Origin of the sequence: Haloferax sp. ATCC BAA-644 (assembly GCF_000336975.1) — an archaeon.
GTDB lineage: Archaea > Halobacteriota > Halobacteria > Halobacteriales > Haloferacaceae > Haloferax > Haloferax volcanii.
Window position 1 is genome coordinate 20,135 of the sequence record NZ_AOLF01000021.1, and the last position, 23,661, is coordinate 43,795.

Here is a 23,661-nt window from a genome sequence, read left to right on the forward strand (position 1 = left end):
ACGAACACGATGGAGGCTGTCCTCTGGTACGTGCTCACGGGAACCCGCGGGGGCGAAAACCGTGTGCGTATTCTCAAGACCGTAGAGGAGCAGCCGCGAAACGCCAACCAACTGGCCGAGACGCTCGACCTCGACTACAAGACCGTCCGACACCACCTCGACGTGCTCATGGACAACGACGTGGTCCAGCGAAGCGGCGACGACTACGGCGCGGTCTACCTCCCGTCGCCGCGGTGTCGCGCCAACTGGGAGACCGTCGAGACCATCGTCGAGCGGATGGACTGAGCATGCGGGCCACGGACGCGGTGATTATGGAAAGATTTGGGAAAGCGTATATCAGGATGACGGGGAAAGGAGAGAACGAATGAGTATCTGGGTGGACGTCGCGACGGTCTCCTCGGGCGTCAACGTCGTCGTGCTTCTCGCACTGTCGGCGGTGTGGGCCCGAAACTACCTGACCTTCAGGTCCAAACACGCCGTCGGTCTCCTCGTGTTCGGCGTGTTCCTCCTCGCCGAGAACGCGCTGGCGTTCTACATGTACATCCTCGACCCGACGCTCTCGGGGTGGTTCAGCACCGACGTGCCCGTCATCGCCTGGCGACTGATGATGCTGTTGCACGTCTTCGAGACGGTCGGGCTCGCGTTCCTCGCGTGGATCACGTTCGACTGAGGCCTCGCACTCCCGGTTGCTTTCCTTCTCGCCGCCGCCTGCTCCGCCCGCTCAGTCGCGGTGTTTCCGCTCGTGAGTCGGGTGTTCCGAGATGTAGACGCTCGTGTGGTCCGGCACGTCTTCTGTGACCCACGAGTTCGCGCCGATGCTCACGTGGTCGCCGACGGAGACCGCGCCGAGCACTTTGGTCCCCGCGCCGATGACGACGCTGTCACCGATGTCCGGGTGGCGTTTGTACCCCTTCTTGAGCGAGTGTTCGTCGTCTTCGTCCTCCTCGAAGTGGAGCGCACCGAGCGTCACGTCCTGATAGATGCGCGCCCACTCGCCGATGGTCGTCGTCTCGCCGATGACGACGCCGGTGCCGTGGTCGATGAAGAAGTAGTCGCCGATGGTCGCGCCGGGGTGGATGTCGATGCCCGACTCCATCTTCGCGTACTCGGTGAGTTCGCGGGCGTACGCGGGCGCGCCGGCCTCGTAGAAGGCGTGTGCGACGCGGTGGACGACAATCGCCTGTACGCCCGGATACGACCGGATGAGTTCGACGTAGCTGCGCGCGGCGGGGTCGCCTTTGTACGCCGCCTCCACGTCTTTCTTCAGCCGCTCGCGGATATCGGGGAGTCGCCTGACGACTTCGTCCACGATGGGCGCGGGGTCCTCGTCTATGTAGGGGTCGATACCGGAGTAACAGAGCGCGCCGAAGTTGGCGACGCCGTCGCGGAGGAGTTCCTCGTCTGCGACCCACGGCCCCGCGTTCCAACACCGGGGAAACAGGAGGCGCTTGATGAGGTCGACGTCCGCTCGCAGGTGGTTCCGGCGCGGGAACGAAAGCGACGTGTCCGTGGGGAAGGGGTCGTCGTCGGCGCGGTAGGACGCCGCGAGCCCGAGATGCGCGTCGCCCGTGTAGCTGTAAGACATCCGATAGCGATAGTTGGTGGACGAGCGGTATTTAACCCCGTCTCATCGGGCCCGATTCGCCGCCTTCGAGTCGCGGATCGTGTGTTCGAACCGGCGCTCGACAGCTGGCGCGTTCGCTCTGCCGACCCGGCGTGAGCCAACCGCCTCAAAAGGCTTCTGGCCGCCGAAATCGGGCGACTGGGGACACATCGGGGAGAGATTTGGGTGACAGTTCGGAAAACCTTCTTTTAAATATTCGTCCCCCTCTGAGACATGCGACGCACACTCGCAGTGTTGATGACACTCGTCGTGGTCGTCGGGGGCATCCCGGCGGCCGCAGCGGCACAACAGGAGACCACGGCCGTCTCCTTCGAGAACCAAGCGACAGGCGGCACGACGGTGACGGTCGACTCCGTCACGCTCCCCGAGGGCGGCTTCGTGACGATTCACGACGCCTCCGTCACGGACGGCAACGTCCTCGGGAGCGTTGTCGGGTCGTCGGCGTACCTCGACGCCGGCACCCACGAGGACGTGACCGTCCGCCTCGACGACCCCGTCGACGAATCCGGCACGTTCGTCGCCATGCCCCACATGGACACCGACGGCGACCGCGTCTACTCGTTCGTCGCGGCCAACGGCGAGGTCGACGGCCCGTACACGGCCGACGGGAGCGCCGTCGTCGACACCGCGACGGTCAACGCGAGCGCGACCGTCTCGATGTCCGACCAGCCCACGACCGGCGACTCGGTCGTGGTCGACCGGGTCGAACTCTCGCAGGGCGGCTTCGTGACGATTCACGACGCGACCGTCACCGAGGGCGCGGTGTTCGAGAGCATCCGCGGCACCTCCGCGTACCTGCCCGCCGGCGTCCACGAGAACGTCCGCGTCGAACTGGACGCGCCCGTGACCGAGAACACGACGCTCGTCCCGATGGCGCACATGGACACCGACGGCGACGAGACCTACACCTTCCCCGAGTCGGAGGGCGAGACCGACGGCCCGTACACCGCTGACGGCAGCCCCGTCGTCGACACCGCGATGGCGATGCCGTCGGACACCGCGAGCGTGAACTACACCGCACAGGCCACCGGCGGCTACTCCGTCGTCGTCGACTCGGCGTACCTGCCCGACGGCGGCTTCGTGACGGTCCACGACGGCACCGTCACCGAAGGCGCGGTGTTCGAGAGCGTCCGCGGCACCTCCGGGTATCTCGGCCCCGGCCTGCACCGCGACGTGCGGGTCACGCTCGATTCGCCGCTGAACGAGACGACGACCGTCGTCCCGATGGCGCACATGGACACCGACGGCAACGAGACGTACACCTTCCCCGAGTCGGAGGGCGAGGCCGACGGCCCGTACACCGCTGACGGGAGCGCCGTCGTCGACAGCGGCGAGGCGACCGTCTCAGCCAGCGTCGACTACACGATGAAATCGTCTGACGGCGCGACCGTCGTGGTCGACCGGGTCGAACTCTCCGAGGGCGGCTTCGTGACGATTCACGACCCGTCGCTGTCGGGCGGCGCGGTGTTCGACAGCGTGGTCGGCACGTCGATGTACCTGCCCGCCGGCGTCCACGAGGACGTGGCTGTCACCCTCGACGAGCCGATTCGCTCCTCGCAGGCGCTCACCCCCATGGCGCACATGGACAGTAACGGCAACGAGGTCTACGACTTCGTGACCAGCGAGGGCGACGCTGACGGCCCGTACACGGCTGACGGCGGCGCGGTCGTCGCCAGCGCCCACACCTCGGTCAACGCGGTCGTGACCGCGATGGACCAGTCCGGCGACGGCGCGACCGTCACCGTCGAGTCCGTCACGCTCCACGACGGCGGCTTCGTGACGGTCCACGACGCGACGGTCACGGAAGGACAGGTCTTCGAGAGCGTCCGCGGCACTTCGATGTACCTCGAACCCGGCACCCACGAGAACGTCGAAATCAGCCTCGACGCGCCGCTCGAGGAGTCCGGCACCGTCGTCCCGATGGCGCACATGGACACCAACGGCAACGAGGCCTACGACTTCGTGACCGGTGAGGGCGAAAACGACGGGCCCTACGTGGCCGCCGGCGGCGCGGTCCTCACGACGGCCGACTACACGGTCGAAGGCACGATGACGGAGACGACGACCGACGAACCGACCGAGACGATGACCGAGGAGATGACCGACGACCCCGCGACCGAGATGGCCGACGAGTCGATGGAGACGACGACCGAGTCCTCGACCGACGCGCCCGGCTTCGGCCTCGTCGTGGCCCTCGTCGCGCTCGTCGCGGCGGCGCTCGTCGCCGCCCGGCGTCGGTAACCCCGCTGACGACGCACCGGCCCACCACCACACAGAGGCACCCTTTTTCGTACGCCGCGCGGGTCACAAGCCACCCCCGCGCGGCACGCGCCCCGCTTCGGGGTTATTTTGCGCTGTCACACGTCAGAGAGCGTCCGCGTTCTGTCTAGCTAACAGACAGCTCTCCCCTTGTCTGCAAGACAGCCGCTGTGTTCTGGTGAGCCTCATTCAACTACGTCGGTTCGTCGTTGCACCCCAAAACGCATACGAGACGAAGAGCGAAATTACGTCGATGCGACTGCCCTCCCGCAGAGTCGTTCTCGCCGGTCTCTTGACCGGTCTCGTGCTGGCCGCCGGTTGTACGTCACCGCTCTCCGACGATGAGTCACAGATTCTCATCGAGAACGAACGAGAATCAAGCTACTCGGTCACGGTCTTCCAAAGGGCCCACGAGACTCCCGAGAACCTTCGCTTCGACGTTACCACGGGGGACGGTCGCCAGAAACTCGTTCGGGGAGCGGAACTACGGACCGAGGCGAACTACACCAACGTCACTCTCCACGACCCGGTCCGTTCGGACCGTGTGCCGACCGTTCCGAATGGCAACAGTACGGTGTTTGTCGACGATTGGAACGAAAGCCAGACGACTGTTTACGTGGTCGAAACACACCAAAACGAACTGTTGGTGGTTCACGTCATGCAGTGTGGTCTCGACATGGCACTCACGTTCACGGCCACGCCGGACGGGGAGTTTAGAACCACTTCGCGCTGCGTTCAGGATGTCCACGGGTGATTACCACGCGCAAGTCCCGATTGCTTGACTGGCCCCGACTGCATACACACTGTATTGGCCGCACAGCGTCCGGTCACGTTATCTTCTGAGGTTTCAACAGATCCTCCGATTTCGCTACGCAATCAGTAACCGGTGAGTTCACTAGCACCGACTACTCCGACGAACGCATCCGCGCCGCGTAGTCCCACGTATGTACTCGCGCGGGACGAATCCGAATCACGACCTCGTCGCGGTCGGGCGAGAGCAACCGCTCGGCCAATTCCGAGTCGGTGTCGCCGAGGTAGCGCGTGATGAGTCGCCGCAGGACCGCCTTTTCGGCGTCGGGTTCGACGGTCGCGGTTCCCCGGCCGCGGACGCCCCGGTACGGCGGGTCGTTCGTCGAGATTTCGAACGCCACGTCGTCGCGGGCGCGGAGGAATCGCACCACGTCGGCGTCGGCCGAAGTGGCACACCGGAGTTCGGTCGCCTCGGGGTCCCACTCGTACCACAGCGAGAGCATCCAGAGGTCGTCCGCCGGGGTGTGACACGAGAGCCGGACCGGGACGGTCGCGTCGGCGAGGAAATCGTCGACGCGGTCCCGCGACCACGGGCCGGTTGGGTCGGAGGCGTTCATAGTGGCTGTTCGGGCGGGACGGGCTAAACTCGGTAGGCTCGGTGGAAGTAGAGCGGCCGAACGATGGGCTCGGTCGCCGGCGGGTTCGCCGTGCCACCAGACATACCAGTGTCTGGATACAAGGGCCCGTGATGACGGACACAGACCTCGGCACGGCGGTAATCGTCTACGACGACCCCGACGAGGGAACCGTCGAGAAACGCGTCGAAAACGAGAACATCGCCTACTTTCAGGACCACTGGATCGTCAAACTCGACGAGGACGCCGGCGGCAACGACGTCGTCCGCCGGATTCCGATTCAGCGAGTCCACTACGTCGAGCGCTCCGTCGAGGAGTTCGAGGCGGAGGTCAAGACGCTCCGAAACCAGGTCGAGTCGTTCGCGAAGAACCTGCAGTCGTCCCTCTTAGGCGGCGGTGACGACGCCGACACGCGAACGGAAGACCCCCAGCGCATCGAAGTCGAAGACGGTCGGTCGAGCGAATAACTCCCTTCCCCTCCGCTGTTTTTCGCGTGACTCGCCGTGTACGAAGACGCCCGGCGTCCCGTCCGACTCGGCGCGCCCGCAGAAGACAAGTTAATTGCCTGTCGGGGGCCGAAAGCGGGTATGACCGACTACTTCGAGGTTCACGCCCGCGACGGCGCCGCCCGAATCGGGGAGTTGCGGCTCTCCGACTCGGTGACGACGCCGGCGGTCGTGGACGACGTGCTCGCGGACGCCGGCAGTCTCTGGGCGGCCGAGCGCGAACTCCCCGACGGCTCCGACGACGCGCTGACCGTGCTCCCCCACCGCTCGCTCCCCGCCGGGAGCGCCGACGAGGTGCGCGAGTCGTTTTCGGTGGCCTACCCCGACGTGGACTTCCCCTCGGCCGCCGTCGTCACCGCCGACACGGCCGACGATTTCGGCGCTGACGCCTACATCCTCTCCGACGCGCAGGGCTTCGACGGCCACGCGCGCGCCTTCCGCGACAACGTCATCGAGGCGAAGGAGAACCTCCCCGCCGACACGGCCCTCATGCTCTCGGGCGTCGCCACGCCCCGGAACGTCTCGCTTCTCGTCTACGTCGGCGTCGACCTCGTCGACGAGACACTCGCCCGCGCCCGCGGACTGGAGGGCTTCTACCTCACGAGCGACGGCGAGTACTTCCTCGAAGACCTCGACGAACTCCCCTGCGCCTGCGAGGCCTGCCGCAAACCGGCCTCCGAGTTCACCCGCGCCGACGCGGCCGACCACAACGCCAACGCCCTGCGCGCCGAGCTCGCGCGGGTCCGCCGCCGCGTTCGCGACGGTCGGCTCCGGGACTACGTGGAGGGACAGGCGCGCCACGACCAGTGGCTGACCGCCCTGTTCCGCCGGTTCGACCAGCAGTACAGCTTCATGGAACAGCGGGTTCCCGTCATCCGCGACTCGGAACTCACCGCGGCGTCCGAGGAGTCAATCGACCGCGTGGAGATTCAGCGGTTCGCTGACCGCGTGACCAAGCGCTACCGCAACCGCTTCGACAACCCGCTCGTGCTCCTGCCGTGTTCGGCCAAAAAGCCCTACAGCGAGTCACAGAGCCACCGACAGTTCCAGGAGGCCGTCCAGTACCGCGCGCACATGGTGTCGATGACCTCGCCCATCGGCGTCGTCCCGCAGGAACTCGAACTCACCTACCCCGCCCAGCACTACGACTCGGTCGTCACGGGCGACTGGTCGGAAGACGAGAAGTCGTTCGTCGCCGAGGTGCTCCGGCGCTATCTGGAGCGCAACGACTACCCGCGAATCATCGCGCACGTCCCGCCGGGCGCGTACACGGACATCGTCGAGCGCGTCGCCGGCGACTTAGACCTCGACGTGGAGTTCACCGTTTCCGAACACCCGACGACGACGGAGTCCATCGGCAACCTGATGCGGACGCTCGACGGCGAACCCAAGTTCACCCGCGAGGAGCGCGAGCACAACGTCGTGAAGGCCCTCGCGGACTACCAACTCGGTCCGGACGCGGGCGACGCGCTCTTTTCGGACGTGGCGTTGGAGATGACGAGTCGGTACCCTAAACTTCAGGTGTGGAACGACGCGGGCGTGCAGTTGGCGACGATGGTCCCGCAGTACGGCGTGCTCTCCTTTACGCTCGAAGGTGCGAGGGTGTGGCGCGACAGCGACGCGCCGACGAAGACGGTCGAAATCGACGGGTTCGTCCCGCACGGGTCGGTCCTCGCGCCGGGCGTCGTGGACGCCGACGCGGACATCCGCCCGGGCGACGAGGTCGTCGTCGAGGGGCCGAAGGCGTTCGCCATCGGTCGCGCGGAGATGGGCGGCCGCGAACTGGTCGAGTCCACGCGCGGCATCGGCGTCGAAATCCGCCACGTCGAAGAGCGGTAATTCGGCCCCGGTTTGGGCGAGCGGTCTCCGACTCGACCGAACTCGACCCGACCGGACCCAAAACCGTCTGACACGCCGAGGCGATTCTCAAAAACCACACTTTCCTGATATTTTTATTCTGATGGTTAATCAGCCTTTGAACGCCGCTAAATGGGCCGTTACTCGGTTTTCTATGCACCGGTCTATGGCGGAAATATCATGCCACTACAACTTTAAGTAGCATCACGGCACAAGGTGGGCAATGATGGCAGAACGACAGGAGGGAGAACGACCGGAGTTCGACGAGCTCCCCGATGAGGGGGCGGTAGACTGGATGATTACCCATGCGCTGTTGGCGGCGAGCGATTCGACCTCGCGGGCCTTAGAATCGCATCTGTTGCAGTCGCAGTACCACGGTGACGCCGGTTTCGACGCGGAGGTGACGGCGCGTCACATCGACGACGCAATCGACCGACACACGCGAATTCTCGAGGATTTACGCCTCGCGCGCGACGCGCTCGACCACCGGTAACTCGACCCGAGACCGCCGCGTTGTTGTTCCTCGCCGCGCGAACCTGACCGGACGCCCTCCCACATAAGTTGTTTATTTAACAGCGGCTACGAACAACCGTGTATGAAGTTGGCCGTCCCAACTGACTTCGACATCCTCGAAGCGCTTTCAGATCGGAGGCGAAACACCGCCGTGAACCTCTCGTATATCCTCGATAAGAACCGCTCGTACATCAACACGCGACTGCCGATTCTCGCGGACTACGGCCTGTTGGCGCGAGTCGGGCCCGCGCCGAACTCCGGGCTGTACGAAATCACCGACAAGGGGCTGGTCGTCCTCGACAACCGCGACCAGTACCGAGCCGACGGCGTCGACTTCGACGCGCTCGTCGAGTCCGAACTCAGGGCGCGGACCGACGAGGCGAACGCCTAACAGGGAGCGACGCGCCGCAACCGAAGGTCGGGACGGCCTTCGGAGGCACCCCGGCGCGCTGTTCCTCGCGCGGAGTGGCAACGCCGCTCAGCCCCGCGTTGCCGACGGGGCCGTGGCGTCGGGAGTCACCGCGCTGTGCTGCGACCGTCGCCGCCTTTTTGCCGCTTTGCCGCCCAGTTCGAGGTATGGCTATCGAACCACTCTCGCTCGGCGTTCCGAAGCCCATCATCGACTCGCTGCCGGAGGCGGACGGCACGGCGGCACAGGACATGCAGCGCGCCGTCGAGGGACTCGAAACGCGACTGAACCGCGCAATCGAGGGCGCCGACACGGAATCCGAGGCCGCCGGCTACGTCGTCGACGCGCTCGAACGGCTGGAAGGCCACTATGAGCGCTACGACGAGTTCATCCCCGAACTCCGCGCGTGGGGGCAGTCGCCCATCTACGCCATCGCGTGGCGGAACCTCCAAGCGGACCTCATTCTCCAAATCGAGGAGTACGACTGGCTGAAACCCCACATCGACCGCGAACGGAACCTCAGACTGGTCGAAGACGGCATCAGGTACGGCAAGTAGGTACGTCGCCCGCGGCGTCGACTGGGATGCCGTGTCCGGAGCGAACGCTTGTTCAGTCCCATCAGATATGTGAGAAAAATACACTAACGTGGTTAATCCCACAACACATGGAGTTTATTTACTTAATCTAAATACTTGTATTCTAATTAGAATGGTAGATTACATTCTATTATGGCCATACGAATCGAATAGTGTCGTGAATATCGGAAGATAAAAACTTCATCTCGATATTCTTGACTTGACTCCAGTTCTTCGATAGTATTGTCTATTTAAAACACTACTATACTCCGCAATTCGCCCTCTCACCCGTGTTCTCCCGTTCGGCGGCGGTTCGGATATCTCGCACGACCACCGCGAGTCGGCACCCCCTCTCGTCTCTGCTTACTCTGTGGCAAACCGGCCGGTTTGGTGTCGACCGACGCCGGCGGTGGCGGCGGGCTCGACCCGACCCGTCCGAGTGATTCATATGACAGCTATCCGGGACGGCTTCCGTGGATTCGAAGCACCTCGTTCGCGCCCGTCCGTTCGACGTCACCGACGCTCTCTGGAGAGACACAACAGCACAGTCGCTGGAGAGAGTCAGTAGTCGCGCCCCGTAAAGGGGTGACCGAACCTAATGGGGAAGGGGGGAAGGGGGGATGAGTTCGGTCATGTGGATGCGTCCGAGGGGTTACTCTGTACGGTGTTGCATCCAATTGAGTACAACCACTTCGGATATATAAATCATTCTGATTGTCAGCCCAGAGGACAGTATTGGGATTGGTGTAATAGATGTAATAGTGTTATACACGATGAAACGGCCATGGCACTCGGTGGCGTAGCCCCCGATACGGCGGAATCTTCTTCCACCCATCGTATTAACGACACCTTCGACCGGGCCACCGCTCACGTCGACCGCGTCGAAGAGCTCCTGTGGGAGTGCGTTCGCGGCGTCCCTTCGAGTTCCCGACGACCGACGACTGACCGCGGTTCGCCGGACTGGGGTTCGCTACGCTGCCTGCTTCTCTAACCACTCGCTCGCGTCGACGACGAGGTCGGACAGCGCCTCCTCGACGGACTCGTCGCCCGCGAGGCCGACGCTCCAGGTGACCTGCGACTGTATCGCTTGCAGGCTGAGCATCGTGTTTTGGACCCGCGACGCCAGCACCACCGGCACTGTCGCGTCGAACCGACGGATACCTTTGACCGCTTCGATGCCCTCGAACGCCGGCGGGGCGTGGAGGCAGATAACCAGATGCACCGGTCTCTCGGTCAATCGCTCGAACAACTCCCGACTCGACCCTACGAACTCGACGTTCACGTCGCGCTCTCTCGCCCCCAACCCCTCGGGCTGTGGGCCGTAGGCGAGAATGCGCGGCGTCGCCGCTATGCTAGTCTCGGACACGCATTCGACTGTTCGTCGAGAGGGTATTTGACAGTTTCTCCGACCCGAGTCCACGCCGGACGCCGACGGCGGTCGCACTCGGCGTCGGACCGCGGGACCGGCGGGGGCTATCGTCGAGGCGGTCGGGTCAGAACAGCGAGTCGAGGCGGTCGTCGACGACGGCCTCCGTTCCGTCCTCGCGGTCGGCGGCGTCGCTCGCGCTCCGTTCGCGGCGGTTCTGCTCGGCCTCGACGGCGGTCGACCGAATCTCGGCCACGCGGTCGCTCCGCGACACGTCGCCGAGGAGGACGAGCACGCCGACGTGGTTCGACTCCGACAGCGGGTAGTCGCCCCCGCGGACCTCCATGCTCCCGGTCTGTTCTTCGACCCACGTCCGACTCCGCTCGACGGCCTTCCGGTTGAGCCACTCGGGCGGGCCGCTGACGACGACCAGCCCGCGGGAGGCGGAGTCGACGTCGCACGGGAGGGTGAGCTGTCCGAGCACCGCCTTCCGCGTCTGGGTCGTGATGCGGTTGATGGAGTCGAGTTCGTCCGTCGACGACGAATCCCCGCCCAAGAGCCCCTTGATGCTGAACCCGCCGCCGCCGTCGCTCTCGGGGAGTTCGCTCGCCGCGTAGCCGATCGTCGAGATGCCGCCGCCGCGGAGGGTGTTGATGACCTCCGAAGAGTCGACGACGCTCTCGGCGACCGTCCCCGACTCGGCCACTTCGCCCGAGGCGAAGAGGATGCCGAGGCGTCGCACGAGCTCCTCGTTCATCGTGTCGTGGGCCTGTGCGACGTCCTCGCCGCTTTCGGCCCACGCCCCGTTGTCGAACGCGAAGACGTGGTCGGTCACGTCTACGAACGCCCTGAGCGACCGCGCGGCGTTGCGCGAGTACAGCGCGCCCTCGTCGGCGGCGGGGAGGATGCCGACGCCGTAGATGGGCTGTTCGTAGATGCGGTTGAGATGCTTTGCGAGCACGGGGGCCGCGCCGCTGCCCGTCCCGCCGCCGAGACCCGCGAAGATGAGAAACGCGTCGGCCGTGGAGGTCGGCGCGCCGTCGGTGCCCCGCAGAAGCTGTCGGCTGTCGCGCTCGGCGAGTTCGGCGGCGAGTTCGTTGTCCGCGCCGACGCCGTGACCGCTCACCTCGTCCGCGCCGAAGAGAATGCGGTTTTCCTCGGGAACGAGGTCGAGGCCGCGGAGGTCCGCCGACGCGGTGTTGTACGCGACCGCGTCGACGACGTAATCGGCGTTCGTGCGCTGTTCGTACCGGAGGAGGGCGTCGAGGACGTTCCCACCCGCTTGTCCCATTCCGAAGCAAAGGACCTTCATCGTCTCTCTTTGACACGTCATCAGTGGTGAATCTTCTGTTAGTTACCTGCCACACCGAGTCGAACGCGCCGCCGGGGACGGGGTAGTTCTATACGACCCGGGCGAGAATCGTCGGCAAACTGCATGACTTGTCCGCGGTGTTCACAGCCACTCTCGACGCTCTCGTTCGACGGTCGCGCGGCGCGCTACTGCGAGCGCTGCGGCTTCGTCGGCGTCGAGACCGTCCACGAGCGCGACGCGCCGAGCCGAGAGTCGTGGGACGACGCCATCGCTCGCTTCCACGAGCGGGCGCTCCGCGAGGCGCGCGAGCGGGACGACGGCGCGGGCGGTACCGGCGGAGCCGACAGCGGCGAGGCAACCGACGGCGACACCGCGGTCGAAGCCGAGCGCAACGGGGCCGGCGCGGAGGACGATGAGACGCCCCCGGCGGACGATGCGACCGACACGGCGGACGACGCCGAAGCCGAACACGGGTGCGGCGACACGACTGAAGACGTGGCTGCTGCCGGTGACGACGAGGGCGACGACGAAGCCACCGACCGCGAGCCCAGTGACTCGCAACTGAAAAACGGGGAGGACGGCGACCGCGGGGACCGCGCTGACCGCGCGGGCGACGAGTGACGCGCGCTTGCGCGTCGCCGGCGGCGCGTCGACCTCGGTCGTGACGTACTGTCCGGCCGGTGTGTCAGCTCGGGCCGGCGCTCAGTTCGATTCCGGCGCGGCTTCAGCTTCCGGTTCGGGGTCGGAGGCGCTCCCGTCGGATTCCTCTTCGGAGCGGGCGGCGACGAGCGACCCGCGGGCGACGCTGTACAGGGGGCGGTCGATGCTCCGGACCTCGTTGACCGAGAACGGAATCGTCGAGTCTTCGAGGTGGTGTTCGAACAGCTCCTCGAAGCCCTCGGGGCTGGAGGTGCCGCCGGTGACGACGACGGGCACGTCGAGGCCCTCCTCGATGTCTTCCTCGTCGACCTCGCGCTCGATGTTCTCGATGACGTAGTCGAGGAGGTTCTCGTAGTAAATCGACAGCGCGCCCTCGACGCCGCCGACGTCCGTGCGGAAGTCGAGCTGGAAGTCGTCTTCCTTGATGGACGTGACCTTGTCGACGGCCGTCCCGGTGGCCTGGGCGGTCTGCTGGTCGATCCAGTCGCCGCCGCGGGCGATGGAGAACTGCATGACCGGCACCGCGTAGTACGCCAGGCAGATGTTCGTCATGCCCGCGCCGAACGAGACGCCGAGGCCGGTGAAGTTGTTGTCGGCGAGTTCGCTGTAAATGACCGCCATCCCCTCGTTGATGGGTTCGGGGTCGTAGCCCATGTCGCCGAGCATCGATTCGAGCGTCTTGTCGTGATACAGCGTCGAGAGGTCCGAGTCGATGGGGTCCGCCGGACTCGAATAGAACAGGCGCTCGTTCGGCCGGGAGGGCGAGCCGACGACCTGCTCGATGATGAGCTTGATCATCGGAATCGCGGAGGACTCCTCGCTGGAGAGGATGCCGTGTTGCATCGGCCGTCGCGTCTCCTTGCCGAAGATGTTCGCGAAGTTGAGCGCGTCGTCGCCGACGACGTACACCTTGTCGTCCTTGCGGATGTGGAGCACGTCGCTGCGCGAGAGCATCTGCTCCGCCATGTCGCTGTAGTCGATTTCGACGAACGAGTTGCGCTGCTGGACAAATACGGTCTCACTCCCATCCTGACTCGCGGACAGGATGTTCATGGTTCCTACGTCAAGGCCTTTCGCCATACCTCACGCGTCGTAGGGCTGTCGCATAAATCTGTATGCGCGTTTGCGATTCGGTTCGGCCGGGACCGACGCCGAACCACCGTCGCGTCACTCCCTGACCGACGCCGCGTCAGTCCCCGCCCGCCGGCCCGCGACGGCTCAGGAGAACAGCCCGCGAATCCGGTCGACCAGCCCCTCGGCGTCCTCGCGTTCGGCCTCCGCCTGCTGTTGTTTCCGTAACTCGGCCAGCGCGGCGGTCTGGTCGTCCGTGCTGTCACCGACCGCCGTGTCCTTCTTCCCGCCGCGAAGCCCTTGAAGCCCCGCGACCGCGTCGTCGACGCCGCCACCGCGCGTCTCGGTCGCCTTCGCGTTCTCGAAGCTCGCGCGGTCCGCGTCGTCGACGGCGGAGGTGTCGAGCTTCAGGCGGGTGGTCTCGGTCTTGCGGACGCCGCCCCACGACAGTTCGGTGTTCGACAGCGCCTCGTCCATGTCGCGGCGAACCTGCGCGGAGACGGCCTCCTCGTCTTCCTCGTCGGTCGCGTCGGCTTCCGCGTCGCTCCCGGCCGCGGCGGGGGCGCTCGTCCTCGCGCGGGCGAGTTGGAAGCCGACGAGCGACGTGCCGCTCGCGGCGACGACCGCCACCGCGCCGAGCGAGTAGATACCGACGATGCGGCCGCTCCGGTCGGCGTTCGCGGCGACGTTCCAGTTGTGGGGATACGCGCCGACGAACTGGACGACGGCGACCGCACAGACGAGCAGTCCCGCGCCCGCGAGGAGCTTCGGAAACCGGTACTGCGAGGGGAGCAAGACCACGACCGAGGCGAGGAGGAGGGGAATCCCGAGCGCACCGGTGACGCCCGCGACCTCGCGGAGTTCGTACTTGAAGATGTTCTCGGGCGGGATGCCGCCGCTCCACACGACCGCCGCGAGCGCGACGGCGAGCAGTCCGATAGCCGTAAAGAACAGTGCGAAGCCCGCGTAGACGGTCGTCTCGTCGGGGTCGGCGTCGACGTACCGTCGGTAGAGGGCGATGAGGGTGTTCTGCCCGTCACTCGACATACCTCAGACCATTCCCCCGCGCGACATATAATGTTCGCCGGACTCGGGTCGAACCGCGGCCGGGCGTTCGACTCGACTCGCCCCGGCCCGACTCACGTCACGAGCCGCCGGCGGGCTCGACGGAGATGTCGTAGGCCGCGACCGTGTCGCCGAGGGCCGCCTCGGTGAGCGAGGGGTCCGCGTCGAACCGGGCGCTCGTGAATCGGGCGGGTCCGTGGACGACGGTGTCACCGAAGGCCGCGGCGTCGGTCACGTGCGTGTACGCGAAATCCAGTCGCCCCTCGATTTCGACGCCGAACGTGAGCGTCCCGACGGTACAGTCGGAGAAGTCAACGTCGCGTCCGACGCGGACGCCGGAGCAGAACAGCTCGTCACCGAAGCGCGCGTGGTCGCAGACGACGCTCCCGTCGACCGTGGTTTCGACCAGTCGAACGGGCGAGCCGGCCGAACAGACCGCGTCGGAGAGGTCGAACTCCCCGTCGACGGTCGCGTGGACGAACGACGCCGGTCCCGACTCGAACCGAGCGTTCCGGAAGCGGAGCGCTCGGCCTTCGACGGTCGCGTTGTCGAAGTAGACCGGCCCGTCGAACGCGCTGTGCGTGAAGTCGACGGGGCCGTCGCGGGCGGTCAGCCCCGCGCAGTCGACCCGGCCGCCGAAGGCGGCGGTCGTCGCGTCGATACCGCCGCCAACCGTGAGCCGAGTCGCGTTGAGTTCGCCGTCGACGACGACGTGTTCGAGCGAGAGTCCGCCCTCGACGGTCGCCGACGCGGCCACGACGCCCCCGCGGACGCGGCAGTGCGCCAGCGAGAGCCGGTGGTCGCACGCGGCGTTTCCGAGGTCGAGGCGGCCGCCCAGTCGAGTGTGGGAGAACCACGCCGGCCCGCCGAACCTCGATTTCGCGAGCGACACGTCGTCGTCGACGACGCCTTTCCTGAACGTCGCTCCGCCCTCGAAGCGCGCCTCGGTCGCCACGACGGACCCCGCACTGAAGCCGGTCGCGTCGAAGCGCTCGCCCAGCTCGGCCTCGCAGAGCACCCAGCGGTCACCGACTTGCAGGTGGCGACAGGTGACCGCCCCGGTGGCGTCGAAGCGCTGCATGCACACCGCGCCGCCGACCGAGACGCGGTCGAGTCGGAGCGCGCCGTCGAGCGTCGCATCCCGGAGGTCGATATCCGATTTCACCATCGCGCCGCGGAAGTCCAGCGGCGCGTCGGACGGGAGCGTCACCCCCGCGAGGTCGATGCGTTCGAACGTCGCGCCGACGAACGCCGAGGGTCGCCCGTCGTCGGTGACCGCCTCGCGGAGCGCCTCGGTGACGGCCGCGGGTCGCGTTTCTTCGACGGGGCGGTGGAACAGACAGCGGGCGGAGCCGTCGCTCGCGGGATGCGGACACCGCCACACCGACGACGACTCGTCGGCACCCGTCTCGTCGGCGGCGTCGAAGACGTGCTCGTAGGCACAGCGACTGTGTTCCACGTCACCTGACCGTTCATCGCCTTAACATAAATAGGTTGTCACTAAATCGGATGTCGTCGTCATTCTCCTCACTCCTCCCGTCTCGTCGCGTCGCTCGAATCAGTCCCCGGCGAGCGGTGCGCCGACTTCGGCGTCTCCGACGACGGCCGAAAACGTCGCCGCGAACTCGAAGTCGCGGGCGGGAAGCGTGACCAGTCGAACCGTCTCGCCGGTGCTGTCGTGGAAGCCGACGATGGTCCGCTCCGGTTCGAGTTCGACGGAACAGCCGGCGAAGACGGGGCGATTGAGCTGTATCGTCCGTACCTCCCGGACCTCCTCGGGGTTCGCCTGCTCGCCGTCGTGTCGAATCTGGACGAGTCGCGTCTCGGTCAGGAGCACCGTCATCTCCTCGTAGTGGCTCACCGACCGGAGCGTCTCGCGCTCGCCGACGAACTGATGAATCGACTCGTAGAGACTCATACGCCGCCTACTCGGTCCACTCGTATCAACGTATCTACAACAGTTTTCCGCGACCGCCTCGCGGCGTCCCCGCGGGCTGCGTGCTCACAGCCCGCGGTCGAATCGCCGGACCATCGACCGCCCGTCAGAGGCAACCGGGCGGGACGGATAGGCGTGATTGGGCAATCGTGCTGTCCACATCCTGACTCACTCGACTGCCCACCGTACGGTCGTCGTTCGGAGTATATCAACGTTGTCCGACGGAGCGGCCAGTCGAGAGCGAAGTCGCCGCGGTCAGTCGGCGGCTTCGAGCGCCGGGTCACCCGTCAGGACGACGATGTCGGCCATCCCCCGTATCCACTTGAACGGCACTCGGACGCCGCGCGGACCGACTTCCAACCCCTCCGGGGGGTCTTCGACGGAGACGAGAAGCGCGGTCACGCGGTCGGCGTCGAGGTCGACACAGAGGTCGACGGCCTCGCCCAATCGCTCGCCCGAGGCGGTGTACACGGGGCGGCCTTCGATACTCGGAATCGGTTCGATGCCCGTCGGTGACTGGGGGACCATACCTCCGGTATCGGACGTGTCAATAAAAAATACCTCGGTCGGCGCAGGCCGTGTCGGCTCCGCGGTTTCGACGCCTGCGGTGCGCTCGGTCCGGACGCGGTTTTCAGTTTCGGCGTGCGCCACCGTGACTGAAACGCCGTTTTCGGCGCTCGTGGCGGCGTGAACGTCGAATATACACAATTTCCGATACGTATTTAGGCTCACCTAACAGATATCTATCTGGTCAGGATAGCTGGGCCTCGGTGTTCCTTCCGTAGACCCACCACCACTACCGGGGCCTCTGGCCACATTCTGGTCTCCGAAGTCGCCCGCGAGCGCGCTTTTTTCGGGCATCTGTTGGCCGTCGCGGCGGCCGTCAGCGGTGCCGTCATCCGCTCGGGCTTCGTCGCTCTCGACTTCGTGCTCGACGCGGTCACCGTCGGGGCTATCTGGCCGCGGTCGGCGTGATGGTCGTCTGCGCGGTCGTCAGTTGGCCGACCGACCTCCTCGGTATCCCGTCGAGCGAGTTCGGAGGCAGCAGGCGGCAAACCGCCCGGAGCCGACCTCGGAAACGCGACTCGCCTCCGTCCGACTGCGCTGCGGTCAGTCGTCGTCTCGCTTCTCGTCGGTCGTAATCATCGACTCGCGGATGTCCTGTAACCGTTCGGTGCCGCGGAGTTCGGACATGTTCACGCCGAGGGCGTCCTCGTCCTCGTCGGTGGCGACGCCGCTCGTGAGGATGCTCCGGATGCCCTCCTCGACGGTCATGTCGATGTCGTACACGTCGTCGGCGGGGATGTAGGTGAGCAAGCCGCCGGTGACGGGGTTCGGTGCGAGCGGGAGGAACATCGAGACCATCTCCTTGTGGCCGGTCGACTGTTCGATGGTCGCTGGCGACCCCCCCGTCTGGAAGCCCAGCACGTACACGTCGTCGTCGAAACACTGGACGAGTTTCACGTCCTGGAACTCGTCTGCCCCCTCGTCGAGAACCACGTCACCCATGCGGCGGAAGCTCTTGTACACCGTGCCGACGCCCGGAATCGACGAGATTACGAGGTCGAACACGCCGATGATTTTCTCGCCGTACTGGTTACGACCGACGGTTCCCACGACTGCGACGATTGCGAAGAGGACCAACAGCGCGACCAACTCGGTGAAGAAGTCGACGACGAACGAGTAGACGCCGAGGTCGATGAGGAGGCTGATGAACTCGACGCTCTCGAAGCGGCTGATGACGCCCGCCCAGCGCAGGAGTTCGATGAACGGTTCGAGGGCGTTTCTGACGAAGTCGATACCGACGCGCAGGACGTACAGCGTAATGACGATGGGAATCATAATCGCCACGCCCGTCAGCAGGGTGTTGTACGCCCGTTCGTACAGCGACTGACCGGTTTCCTTAGCGCTCACGGCGAGTGTACCCGGCGAGCGCGGAGGGTCTGCGGAGGACACGCCCGGAGATTCCCGTGGGCGGTAAAAATAGTACTGGCAGTCGAACTGTCTGTGTTTCAGGCGCGTGTCGGCGCGGACGCTCTGCGAGCGTCCGGCGAGAAGCGAGTCCGGCGAGCGCGATGAAGACGGGGACCACAAGCGGGCCGAGAAGATGCGGGTACGGTAACCGTGAGCGACGACGGAAGGCGAGACGGCGGCCCGTGCCGTCCCGAACGCGGGGTCAGGAGACGACTTCGAACCGGCCGACCGAGAGGTCGACCGCGAGCTGTTCTCGCGGGTAGACGAACTCCTCGTCGTCGTACATCGTCCGGACGGTCTCGTCTTCGATCTCCACCACCGTCTGTTCCGTACACAGCGTCGAATGCCGGATGGTCGACCCCTCCGTGATTACGTGCGGGGCGACCTCGAGTGCTTGCGTCATCGTTTCACTAACGGGCGGTGGATAGTATAATTCTTTCGCAACTACCGGAATCTAGTATCCAAATGTAGCTATATAGTGGTATTGTCGGGTTGATTGTGCACTTTCTGATGCGGTCGCCTTCTCACCGATACGCGTCACTCTGACGGACTCGTAGTCGGATGATGACGGCAGTCGGGAGCGTCAGACGCGCCGCTATCGGGAGCGTCACCACTCGCGGACGGGACTCGCATGACTCGACTCGCACCGCGCCTCGGCGGTTCTCCCCGGCGCGCTACTCTCCGTCGAACGGGTCGCGCTCCGGGAGTTCGTCGTCGAGGACGGCCGCCACGGCGTCGACGAACGGCTCGTGGGCCGACAGCGCCTCGCGGAGCGCCTCGTAGTAGGCGACGGTGTCGCCCGCGAGGAACTGCGAGTCGACCCGCCAGAGCGTCCGCCCGGTACCGAACTCGCCGGTCGGGAGGTCGTCGTGTTCGTCGCGCGCCTCGTCGAGCGCCGCGACGAGTCGGTCACGGAGCGCCGCGTACGGCGAGTCGCCCGAGAAGTCGGCGTCGCCGTGGATACCGTCTTCGAGGTGGAGTTCGAGCCGGAACTGCCCGCGCTGGAGGGCGCGCGGCGTCGGGTAGTGCTCGAAGTGGAGGTCGTAGCCGCGGTCGCGGCCGCGGTCCCACGCCGCGGGCGTGACGCGACCCCACGGCTTGCCAGAGTCGAGGGCGTGCCACGCGTGGGTGCCCCCCGGGGGCGACGCGCGGAGGTAGTCGGCCCACTCGTACTGGAGGACCTCACGAGCGAGCTTCGCTACGGCGTCGCGGGTCGCATCGACCTGTAGCTCGTAGTCGAAATAGAAGCTCGTTTCGTCCGCGGTGTCCGGGCCGTTCATACCTCCCTGCTAGACGCCCACACGGATAAAGATTCGACACAGGCCCTCGAGGGCCCGTGTTCGTTCAGTTCTCGCGCCGTACTCGGCGTCCGACCCCGAACAGGAGCGCCGCGATGGCGACGTTCGTCGTTCTCGACGTAGCCCCGTGGCCGTCGCGAAGGCGGCGGTCACGTCCGGCGAGGCGGACGCGTTCGCCGCCGACTGGACGCTCGAATCGAGCGCGCTCGCGTCCGCCTCAGCCGCGACGCCCGCCGCACCGGTGGGGAGCGTCGCGGCCGTGAGATCTAACACCAGTAAAACGTTATAGTACGTCTGAAAACCGGTCGTGGTGTCGCGTGCGAAAACGGAATTACTCAAATCTGATGATTGCCCGAATATATCAGATATAGTGGGCTATTCGAAGCGGTAGCCGGCGACCAACTGAACCAGATGGTGCAGATGCCGGCGCTCGCCCGAGAACCCCCAAGAGACGCCCGGCGTCGAGTGTAGGGTGTCGCGCCGTCGGCGGGCGGTCAACGATGCTGGGCTTCATTCTCAGAACCCCGTCATTCCGCCACTTGACCGTGGAGACCCGCGAAGACGGACGGAGATGTTCCGTGACGACCGCTGGAACAGCGGCGGGAGATGGACGCTCTCGCAGGCCGTATCGGTCACACAAGCTGTCCGTGCGTGTCGTGTTTCGCGTTGTTCGAGTCGCGTACCGTTCGCATCGCATGCTGGTGGGTCCGGGCGGCACGCGGCCGGCTGTCGAACGTTCTGGCTGGCCCGGCCGGACGTGTCTCCCGGGTGCACTCACTGACATCGGTGAGCGCGTTTCCGGCCGAGTTGTGGCGGACACTACGGCCGAATACGCAGTAAATATAAGAAATCGATTATACTTTGAAATCAAAAACGTTTGGTCGGCGCTCGGGGTGGAAGGGCGTCTCTATCGGCGTCTCTCGTCGCGCCGGTGCACGTCCGGCCGAGTCACTCGGCGTCCCCATCGAGCGCGGCGCACACTCGGGTTCGAACGTCGGCGGGACTCGCCGCCGACGCGTCGCGCCGGGCCATCCGCCCGGTGACGAGGTCGAGGAGATCGAGCGCGGTCAGCGCCTCGCGGACCTCGGCGCGGTCGAGTCCGAGGCGACGCTCGACTTCGTACAGCGTCTTCGCACCCGCGACGGCCGCACACACGTCCGCCGTCGAGCAGTCGAGCGAGGACAGCGACGCGGGAAGCGACGGGAGGTCGGTCGCGGTCGGCGGCTCCTCGGTCGCCTCGCTCGTCTCCTCGGCGTCGCACGCGACCGACTCGGCGTCCGCGTCGGCGTCCGGGGCCGCGTTCGATTCCGATTCGGGAGCCGGTTCGGACTCGGTCGTGTCCTCCGCGTCGGCGACGCCCGGCTCCGAGTTCCGCGCCTCGTCCTCGCCGTTGCTCGTTCCGCTCGAAGACGCCCGTTCGGACGACGGGCCGTAGCTATCCGGTTCGTGAATCCCGCGTTGAATCATCTGGTTGCGGACGGTCTGTGGGGTCACGTCGACGCCGAGGGCGTCGGTCATCTCCTTGAACGTCCCGCAGGCCTCGTAGGCCTCCCGAAGCCGAACCGGGTCGTGATGGGCCGGTACCGTATCGTGTTCCGTCTTCGCGCCCGCGTCGGCGTCGGCGTCCGTCTCCGTCTCCGTCTTTCGGCTGGCGTCGGCGTCCGCCCCCGCGTCAGCCTCGACGGCGTCGCCCGCCGATTCCGCTGCGGTCCGGTCGTGCCCCGGCGTGTCGTCTCTCACCGTCGGGACCGCGGACTCCATCGTCGGCGGCGACGCGCCGGGGGTGACGGGTGGGTCGACCGACGAGTTGCGCGTCCCGGAGCCGTCGGTTCGGGCGACCGGCGACGCGGTCGGTTCGGGGTCGTCCTCGCCGGCGCGTCCGGACGACACCGGTTCCGGTTCCGGTTCCGGTTCGGCGGCTCCGCTCCCCGGGGGCGCGAGCGTCACGTCGAGTTCGAGTCGAAGCAGGCCGTCGGTAACCGCCGCCGCGGGCGACGACACCCGGAGTCGGTTCGGGTCCACCCCGCACTCGGATGCGAGGTCGTACTCGACGGTGACGGAGGCCGAGACACCCGCCGCAGTCGAATCGCCTCCGCTCGCCAGTTCAACCCCGGAAACCGCGCCCGTCGTCTCCGTCAGCTGTTCGAGAACCGCCGTGAGTTCTCGGACGTTTCTGACCACTTCCATATGTGAGTGTCAACTGTCCCACATCGCATATAATTTCTTGCCGCCCACATCATCTAGTAATATATATTCTATACAGGTGTCTATTCCCTCGGGTCCCGGTGTCGCGGGCGGTCTGTGGCCCGCCGTCGCCGCGTTCGGCCGCCGCCGTAGCTGTTTTTATCGTTGTGCCGTGATTCCACGGATGTAATGGACGTGTCTCCGCTCCACGGCATCGCTCCGTTCAGCACGGGACAGCGTGCGATGCGAATTCTGCTGGTCGACGATGACGAAGCGATGGTGGACCTGTCCGCGACCTTCCTCGAACGCGAACTCGACGATGCCGAGACGGAGACGTACACCGAGCCGGGGCCGGCGCTCGACGAACTCACAGACGGAGAGTACGACTGCGTCGTGAGCGACTACGACATGCCGGGGATGGACGGGCTCGAACTGCTGACGGCGGCGCGCGAGCGGTCCATCGAGATTCCCTTCGTCCTCTTTACCGGCAAGGGGAGCGAGGAGATTGCGAGCCGCGCCATCTCCGCCGGCGTCGACGAGTACCTCCAGAAGGGCGGTCCCGAGGAGTACCCGGTGTTGGCGAACAAGGTCTCGAACCTCGTCGAGAAGTACTGGGCCGAGACGCACATGCGACGCGGTTTTCTCGCCATCGAATCTGCCGAGGAGGGAATCGGCATCATCGACGACGACGGCGTCTACCAGTACCTCAACGAGGCGTACGCCGCGCTCTACAACCGCGACCGGTCCGAACTCATCGGCGAGCACTGGGACATCCTCTACCCGGCCGACGAGGCGCGACGCTTCCACGACGAAATCCTCCCGCAGCTCGAATCGGAGGGGTCGTGGCGGGGGCTTTCGACCGGTATCACCAAAGACGGCGAAGCCGTCCCCGAGCGCCTCGTGCTGACGCAGATGGACGACGGGGGCCACGTCTGCATCGTCCAAGAGCTCACCGAGGTCGACGCGCTGCGGGCGGAGGCCGAGCTGAAAGGCCGGGTGCTCGACGCCGTCGAAGTCGCCATCGTCGCCATCGACCCCTCGCGGCCCGACAACCCCATCGTCTATCTCAACGCGGCGTTCGAGACGCTCACGGGCTACGACGCCGAGTCGGTGACGGGGCGCAACTACCGGTTCCTCTGTGGGCCCGAGACGGACCCGGAGACGGTCGCCGAGGTTCGGCGGGCCGTCGACGCCGGCGAGTCGATTTCGACCGAGATTCGCAACTACGACGCCCACGGCGACCCCTTCGTGAGCCGCCTCGATATCCGTCCCGTCCGGGACGACAACGGTGCGCTCGACTGTTCGATCTGCTTTCATCGCCCGGCCGACCGCGACGGCGACGGCGACGGCGACGGCGACGCCGACGACGCGGGGTCGTCCTGACGCGGCGGCCGACGGCTGTCGGCACCCAGATACTGGAAACGGTGGGGTGTCCGTCCCCGGTGTGAGTAAGAACTATGCTCGCGGCGGGTATCAGCCGCGACCGTGTCGGCCCACGTTCGACTCTATCAGGTCCTCGCCCTCTCCGCGTTCGGCTTCGCGACGTACCGGTGGTTCGATGACTCGCCGCTCGTCGCGGCCGGCTGGACCGCCGTCGGGCTGTGGTATCTGTACGTGCTCCGGTTCGGACCAGACCGCATCGACGAGTATGCCGTGGACACGTAACA

The 23,661-nt window shown here is 66.0% G+C and carries 26 protein-coding genes; 13 read left to right on the plus strand and 13 right to left on the minus strand.

Annotation, left to right across the window (positions count from 1 at the left end):
- Positions 1–9 precede the first annotated feature (9 nt).
- Both C458_RS08930 and C458_RS08935 read left to right on the plus strand, forming a co-directional pair.
- Complete coding sequence (locus C458_RS08930) at positions 10–285, plus strand: winged helix-turn-helix domain-containing protein (protein ID WP_004041883.1); 276 nt, start codon at positions 10–12, stop codon at positions 283–285.
- Positions 286–364: 79 nt separating this feature from the next.
- Positions 365–670 (plus strand): hypothetical protein, encoded by a 306-nt coding sequence (locus C458_RS08935; protein ID WP_008577910.1) that lies wholly within the window; start codon positions 365–367, stop codon positions 668–670.
- A gap of 51 nt (positions 671–721) precedes the next feature.
- Here the strand turns inward: C458_RS08935 and epsC are convergent, their stop codons facing one another.
- Entirely contained in the window at positions 722–1,585 is an 864-nt protein-coding gene (gene epsC, locus C458_RS08940) for a serine O-acetyltransferase EpsC (protein ID WP_008575060.1), read from the minus strand.
- Positions 1,586–1,861: 276 nt separating this feature from the next.
- On the opposite strand from epsC, the gene C458_RS08945 reads away from it, so the two are divergent.
- Together C458_RS08945 and C458_RS08950 are read left to right on the plus strand one after the other, a co-directional pair.
- The gene (locus C458_RS08945; protein WP_008575062.1) at positions 1,862–3,865 is read left to right on the plus strand and encodes a PGF-CTERM sorting domain-containing protein; all 2,004 of its coding nucleotides are present in this window, start codon (positions 1,862–1,864) and stop codon (positions 3,863–3,865) included.
- A 271-nt stretch (positions 3,866–4,136) separates the two neighbouring features.
- A complete protein-coding gene (locus C458_RS08950; protein ID WP_008575063.1) occupies positions 4,137–4,637 on the plus strand; it encodes a hypothetical protein in 501 nt (166 codons plus the stop codon).
- 151 nt (positions 4,638–4,788) lie between these two features.
- On the opposite strand, the gene C458_RS08955 is transcribed toward C458_RS08950, so the two are convergent.
- Entirely contained in the window at positions 4,789–5,250 is a 462-nt protein-coding gene (locus C458_RS08955; RefSeq protein WP_008575066.1) for a hypothetical protein, read from the minus strand.
- Positions 5,251–5,381: 131 nt separating this feature from the next.
- Here C458_RS08955 and C458_RS08960 point away from each other — a divergent pair, with 131 nt between their 5' ends.
- From C458_RS08960 to C458_RS08980, 5 genes are all read left to right on the plus strand, one after another.
- Positions 5,382–5,735, plus strand: a complete 354-nt coding sequence (locus C458_RS08960) for a hypothetical protein (RefSeq protein WP_008575067.1) — start codon at positions 5,382–5,384, stop codon at positions 5,733–5,735.
- Positions 5,736–5,855: 120 nt separating this feature from the next.
- Positions 5,856–7,613 carry an archaeosine synthase gene (arcS, locus tag C458_RS08965; protein WP_008575068.1) on the plus strand — a complete coding sequence of 586 codons (1,758 nt, stop codon included), beginning with the start codon at positions 5,856–5,858 and terminating at the stop codon, positions 7,611–7,613.
- A 241-nt stretch (positions 7,614–7,854) separates the two neighbouring features.
- Positions 7,855–8,124, plus strand: a complete 270-nt coding sequence (locus C458_RS08970; protein ID WP_008575069.1) for a hypothetical protein — start codon at positions 7,855–7,857, stop codon at positions 8,122–8,124.
- Between the two features lie 102 nt (positions 8,125–8,226).
- On the plus strand, positions 8,227–8,535 hold the full coding sequence (locus C458_RS08975; RefSeq protein ID WP_004041894.1) for a hypothetical protein: 309 nt from the start codon (positions 8,227–8,229) through the stop codon (positions 8,533–8,535).
- Positions 8,536–8,720: 185 nt separating this feature from the next.
- Positions 8,721–9,110, plus strand: a complete 390-nt coding sequence (locus tag C458_RS08980; RefSeq protein ID WP_008575070.1) for a hypothetical protein — start codon at positions 8,721–8,723, stop codon at positions 9,108–9,110.
- 988 nt (positions 9,111–10,098) lie between these two features.
- On the opposite strand, the gene C458_RS08985 is transcribed toward C458_RS08980, so the two are convergent.
- Together C458_RS08985 and C458_RS08990 are read right to left on the minus strand one after the other, a co-directional pair.
- The gene (locus C458_RS08985; RefSeq protein WP_004041896.1) at positions 10,099–10,494 is read right to left on the minus strand and encodes a response regulator; all 396 of its coding nucleotides are present in this window, start codon (positions 10,492–10,494) and stop codon (positions 10,099–10,101) included.
- 127 nt (positions 10,495–10,621) lie between these two features.
- A complete protein-coding gene (locus C458_RS08990) occupies positions 10,622–11,806 on the minus strand; it encodes a tubulin/FtsZ family protein (RefSeq protein WP_049896240.1) in 1,185 nt (394 codons plus the stop codon).
- A 123-nt stretch (positions 11,807–11,929) separates the two neighbouring features.
- On the opposite strand from C458_RS08990, the gene C458_RS08995 reads away from it, so the two are divergent.
- The gene (locus tag C458_RS08995; protein WP_008575074.1) at positions 11,930–12,427 is read left to right on the plus strand and encodes a zinc finger domain-containing protein; all 498 of its coding nucleotides are present in this window, start codon (positions 11,930–11,932) and stop codon (positions 12,425–12,427) included.
- Positions 12,428–12,508: 81 nt separating this feature from the next.
- Here the strand turns inward: C458_RS08995 and C458_RS09000 are convergent, their stop codons facing one another.
- The 8 genes from C458_RS09000 to C458_RS09040 form a co-directional block, all read right to left on the minus strand.
- A complete protein-coding gene (locus tag C458_RS09000) occupies positions 12,509–13,519 on the minus strand; it encodes a cell division protein FtsA (protein WP_004062891.1) in 1,011 nt (336 codons plus the stop codon).
- Positions 13,520–13,684: 165 nt separating this feature from the next.
- A complete protein-coding gene (locus C458_RS09005; protein ID WP_008575076.1) occupies positions 13,685–14,584 on the minus strand; it encodes a hypothetical protein in 900 nt (299 codons plus the stop codon).
- A gap of 97 nt (positions 14,585–14,681) precedes the next feature.
- Entirely contained in the window at positions 14,682–16,061 is a 1,380-nt protein-coding gene (locus C458_RS09010) for a pentapeptide repeat-containing protein (RefSeq protein WP_008575077.1), read from the minus strand.
- A gap of 99 nt (positions 16,062–16,160) precedes the next feature.
- Positions 16,161–16,520, minus strand: coding sequence for a hypothetical protein (locus C458_RS09015; protein ID WP_008575078.1), 360 nt, complete (start codon positions 16,518–16,520; stop codon positions 16,161–16,163).
- A 273-nt stretch (positions 16,521–16,793) separates the two neighbouring features.
- Positions 16,794–17,066 (minus strand): PRC-barrel domain-containing protein, encoded by a 273-nt coding sequence (locus tag C458_RS09020; protein ID WP_004041903.1) that lies wholly within the window; start codon positions 17,064–17,066, stop codon positions 16,794–16,796.
- Between the two features lie 582 nt (positions 17,067–17,648).
- Positions 17,649–18,452, minus strand: a complete 804-nt coding sequence (locus tag C458_RS09030; protein ID WP_008575079.1) for a DUF502 domain-containing protein — start codon at positions 18,450–18,452, stop codon at positions 17,649–17,651.
- Between the two features lie 262 nt (positions 18,453–18,714).
- Positions 18,715–18,915: a hypothetical protein gene (locus C458_RS09035; RefSeq protein WP_008575080.1), complete on the minus strand. Its 201-nt coding sequence runs from the start codon at positions 18,913–18,915 to the stop codon at positions 18,715–18,717.
- Positions 18,916–19,186: 271 nt separating this feature from the next.
- Positions 19,187–19,792, minus strand: coding sequence for a hypothetical protein (locus C458_RS09040; RefSeq protein WP_008575081.1), 606 nt, complete (start codon positions 19,790–19,792; stop codon positions 19,187–19,189).
- Positions 19,793–19,937: 145 nt separating this feature from the next.
- On the opposite strand from C458_RS09040, the gene C458_RS18445 reads away from it, so the two are divergent.
- Entirely contained in the window at positions 19,938–20,099 is a 162-nt protein-coding gene (locus tag C458_RS18445) for a hypothetical protein (protein WP_192815243.1), read from the plus strand.
- Positions 20,100–20,758: 659 nt separating this feature from the next.
- On the opposite strand, the gene C458_RS09045 is transcribed toward C458_RS18445, so the two are convergent.
- On the minus strand, positions 20,759–21,997 hold the full coding sequence (locus tag C458_RS09045; RefSeq protein WP_008575082.1) for a hypothetical protein: 1,239 nt from the start codon (positions 21,995–21,997) through the stop codon (positions 20,759–20,761).
- A gap of 186 nt (positions 21,998–22,183) precedes the next feature.
- On the opposite strand from C458_RS09045, the gene C458_RS09050 reads away from it, so the two are divergent.
- On the plus strand, positions 22,184–23,377 hold the full coding sequence (locus C458_RS09050; protein WP_008575083.1) for a PAS domain-containing protein: 1,194 nt from the start codon (positions 22,184–22,186) through the stop codon (positions 23,375–23,377).
- A 102-nt stretch (positions 23,378–23,479) separates the two neighbouring features.
- The gene (locus tag C458_RS09055) at positions 23,480–23,659 is read left to right on the plus strand and encodes a hypothetical protein (protein ID WP_008575085.1); all 180 of its coding nucleotides are present in this window, start codon (positions 23,480–23,482) and stop codon (positions 23,657–23,659) included.
- The last annotated feature ends 2 nt before the right edge of the window (positions 23,660–23,661 follow it).

Bases quoted from the DNA above. Each gene is read 5' to 3' on its own strand.
- C458_RS08930 (WP_004041883.1), top strand. From the start codon at position 10: ATGGAGGCTGTCCTCTGGTACGTGCTCACGGGAACCCGCGGGGGCGAA.
- C458_RS08935 (WP_008577910.1), top strand. From the start codon at position 365: ATGAGTATCTGGGTGGACGTCGCGACGGTCTCCTCGGGCGTCAACGTC.
- epsC (WP_008575060.1), bottom strand. From the start codon at position 1,585: ATGTCTTACAGCTACACGGGCGACGCGCATCTCGGGCTCGCGGCGTCC.
- C458_RS08945 (WP_008575062.1), top strand. From the start codon at position 1,862: ATGACACTCGTCGTGGTCGTCGGGGGCATCCCGGCGGCCGCAGCGGCA.
- C458_RS08950 (WP_008575063.1), top strand. From the start codon at position 4,137: ATGCGACTGCCCTCCCGCAGAGTCGTTCTCGCCGGTCTCTTGACCGGT.
- C458_RS08955 (WP_008575066.1), bottom strand. From the start codon at position 5,250: ATGAACGCCTCCGACCCAACCGGCCCGTGGTCGCGGGACCGCGTCGAC.
- C458_RS08960 (WP_008575067.1), top strand. From the start codon at position 5,382: ATGACGGACACAGACCTCGGCACGGCGGTAATCGTCTACGACGACCCC.
- arcS (WP_008575068.1), top strand. From the start codon at position 5,856: ATGACCGACTACTTCGAGGTTCACGCCCGCGACGGCGCCGCCCGAATC.
- C458_RS08970 (WP_008575069.1), top strand. From the start codon at position 7,855: ATGATGGCAGAACGACAGGAGGGAGAACGACCGGAGTTCGACGAGCTC.
- C458_RS08975 (WP_004041894.1), top strand. From the start codon at position 8,227: ATGAAGTTGGCCGTCCCAACTGACTTCGACATCCTCGAAGCGCTTTCA.
- C458_RS08980 (WP_008575070.1), top strand. From the start codon at position 8,721: ATGGCTATCGAACCACTCTCGCTCGGCGTTCCGAAGCCCATCATCGAC.
- C458_RS08990 (WP_049896240.1), bottom strand. From the start codon at position 11,806: ATGAAGGTCCTTTGCTTCGGAATGGGACAAGCGGGTGGGAACGTCCTC.
- C458_RS08995 (WP_008575074.1), top strand. From the start codon at position 11,930: ATGACTTGTCCGCGGTGTTCACAGCCACTCTCGACGCTCTCGTTCGAC.
- C458_RS09000 (WP_004062891.1), bottom strand. From the start codon at position 13,519: ATGAACATCCTGTCCGCGAGTCAGGATGGGAGTGAGACCGTATTTGTC.
- C458_RS09005 (WP_008575076.1), bottom strand. From the start codon at position 14,584: ATGTCGAGTGACGGGCAGAACACCCTCATCGCCCTCTACCGACGGTAC.
- C458_RS09015 (WP_008575078.1), bottom strand. From the start codon at position 16,520: ATGAGTCTCTACGAGTCGATTCATCAGTTCGTCGGCGAGCGCGAGACG.
- C458_RS09020 (WP_004041903.1), bottom strand. From the start codon at position 17,066: ATGGTCCCCCAGTCACCGACGGGCATCGAACCGATTCCGAGTATCGAA.
- C458_RS09035 (WP_008575080.1), bottom strand. From the start codon at position 18,915: ATGACGCAAGCACTCGAGGTCGCCCCGCACGTAATCACGGAGGGGTCG.
- C458_RS09040 (WP_008575081.1), bottom strand. From the start codon at position 19,792: ATGAACGGCCCGGACACCGCGGACGAAACGAGCTTCTATTTCGACTAC.
- C458_RS09045 (WP_008575082.1), bottom strand. From the start codon at position 21,997: ATGGAAGTGGTCAGAAACGTCCGAGAACTCACGGCGGTTCTCGAACAG.
- C458_RS09050 (WP_008575083.1), top strand. From the start codon at position 22,184: ATGGACGTGTCTCCGCTCCACGGCATCGCTCCGTTCAGCACGGGACAG.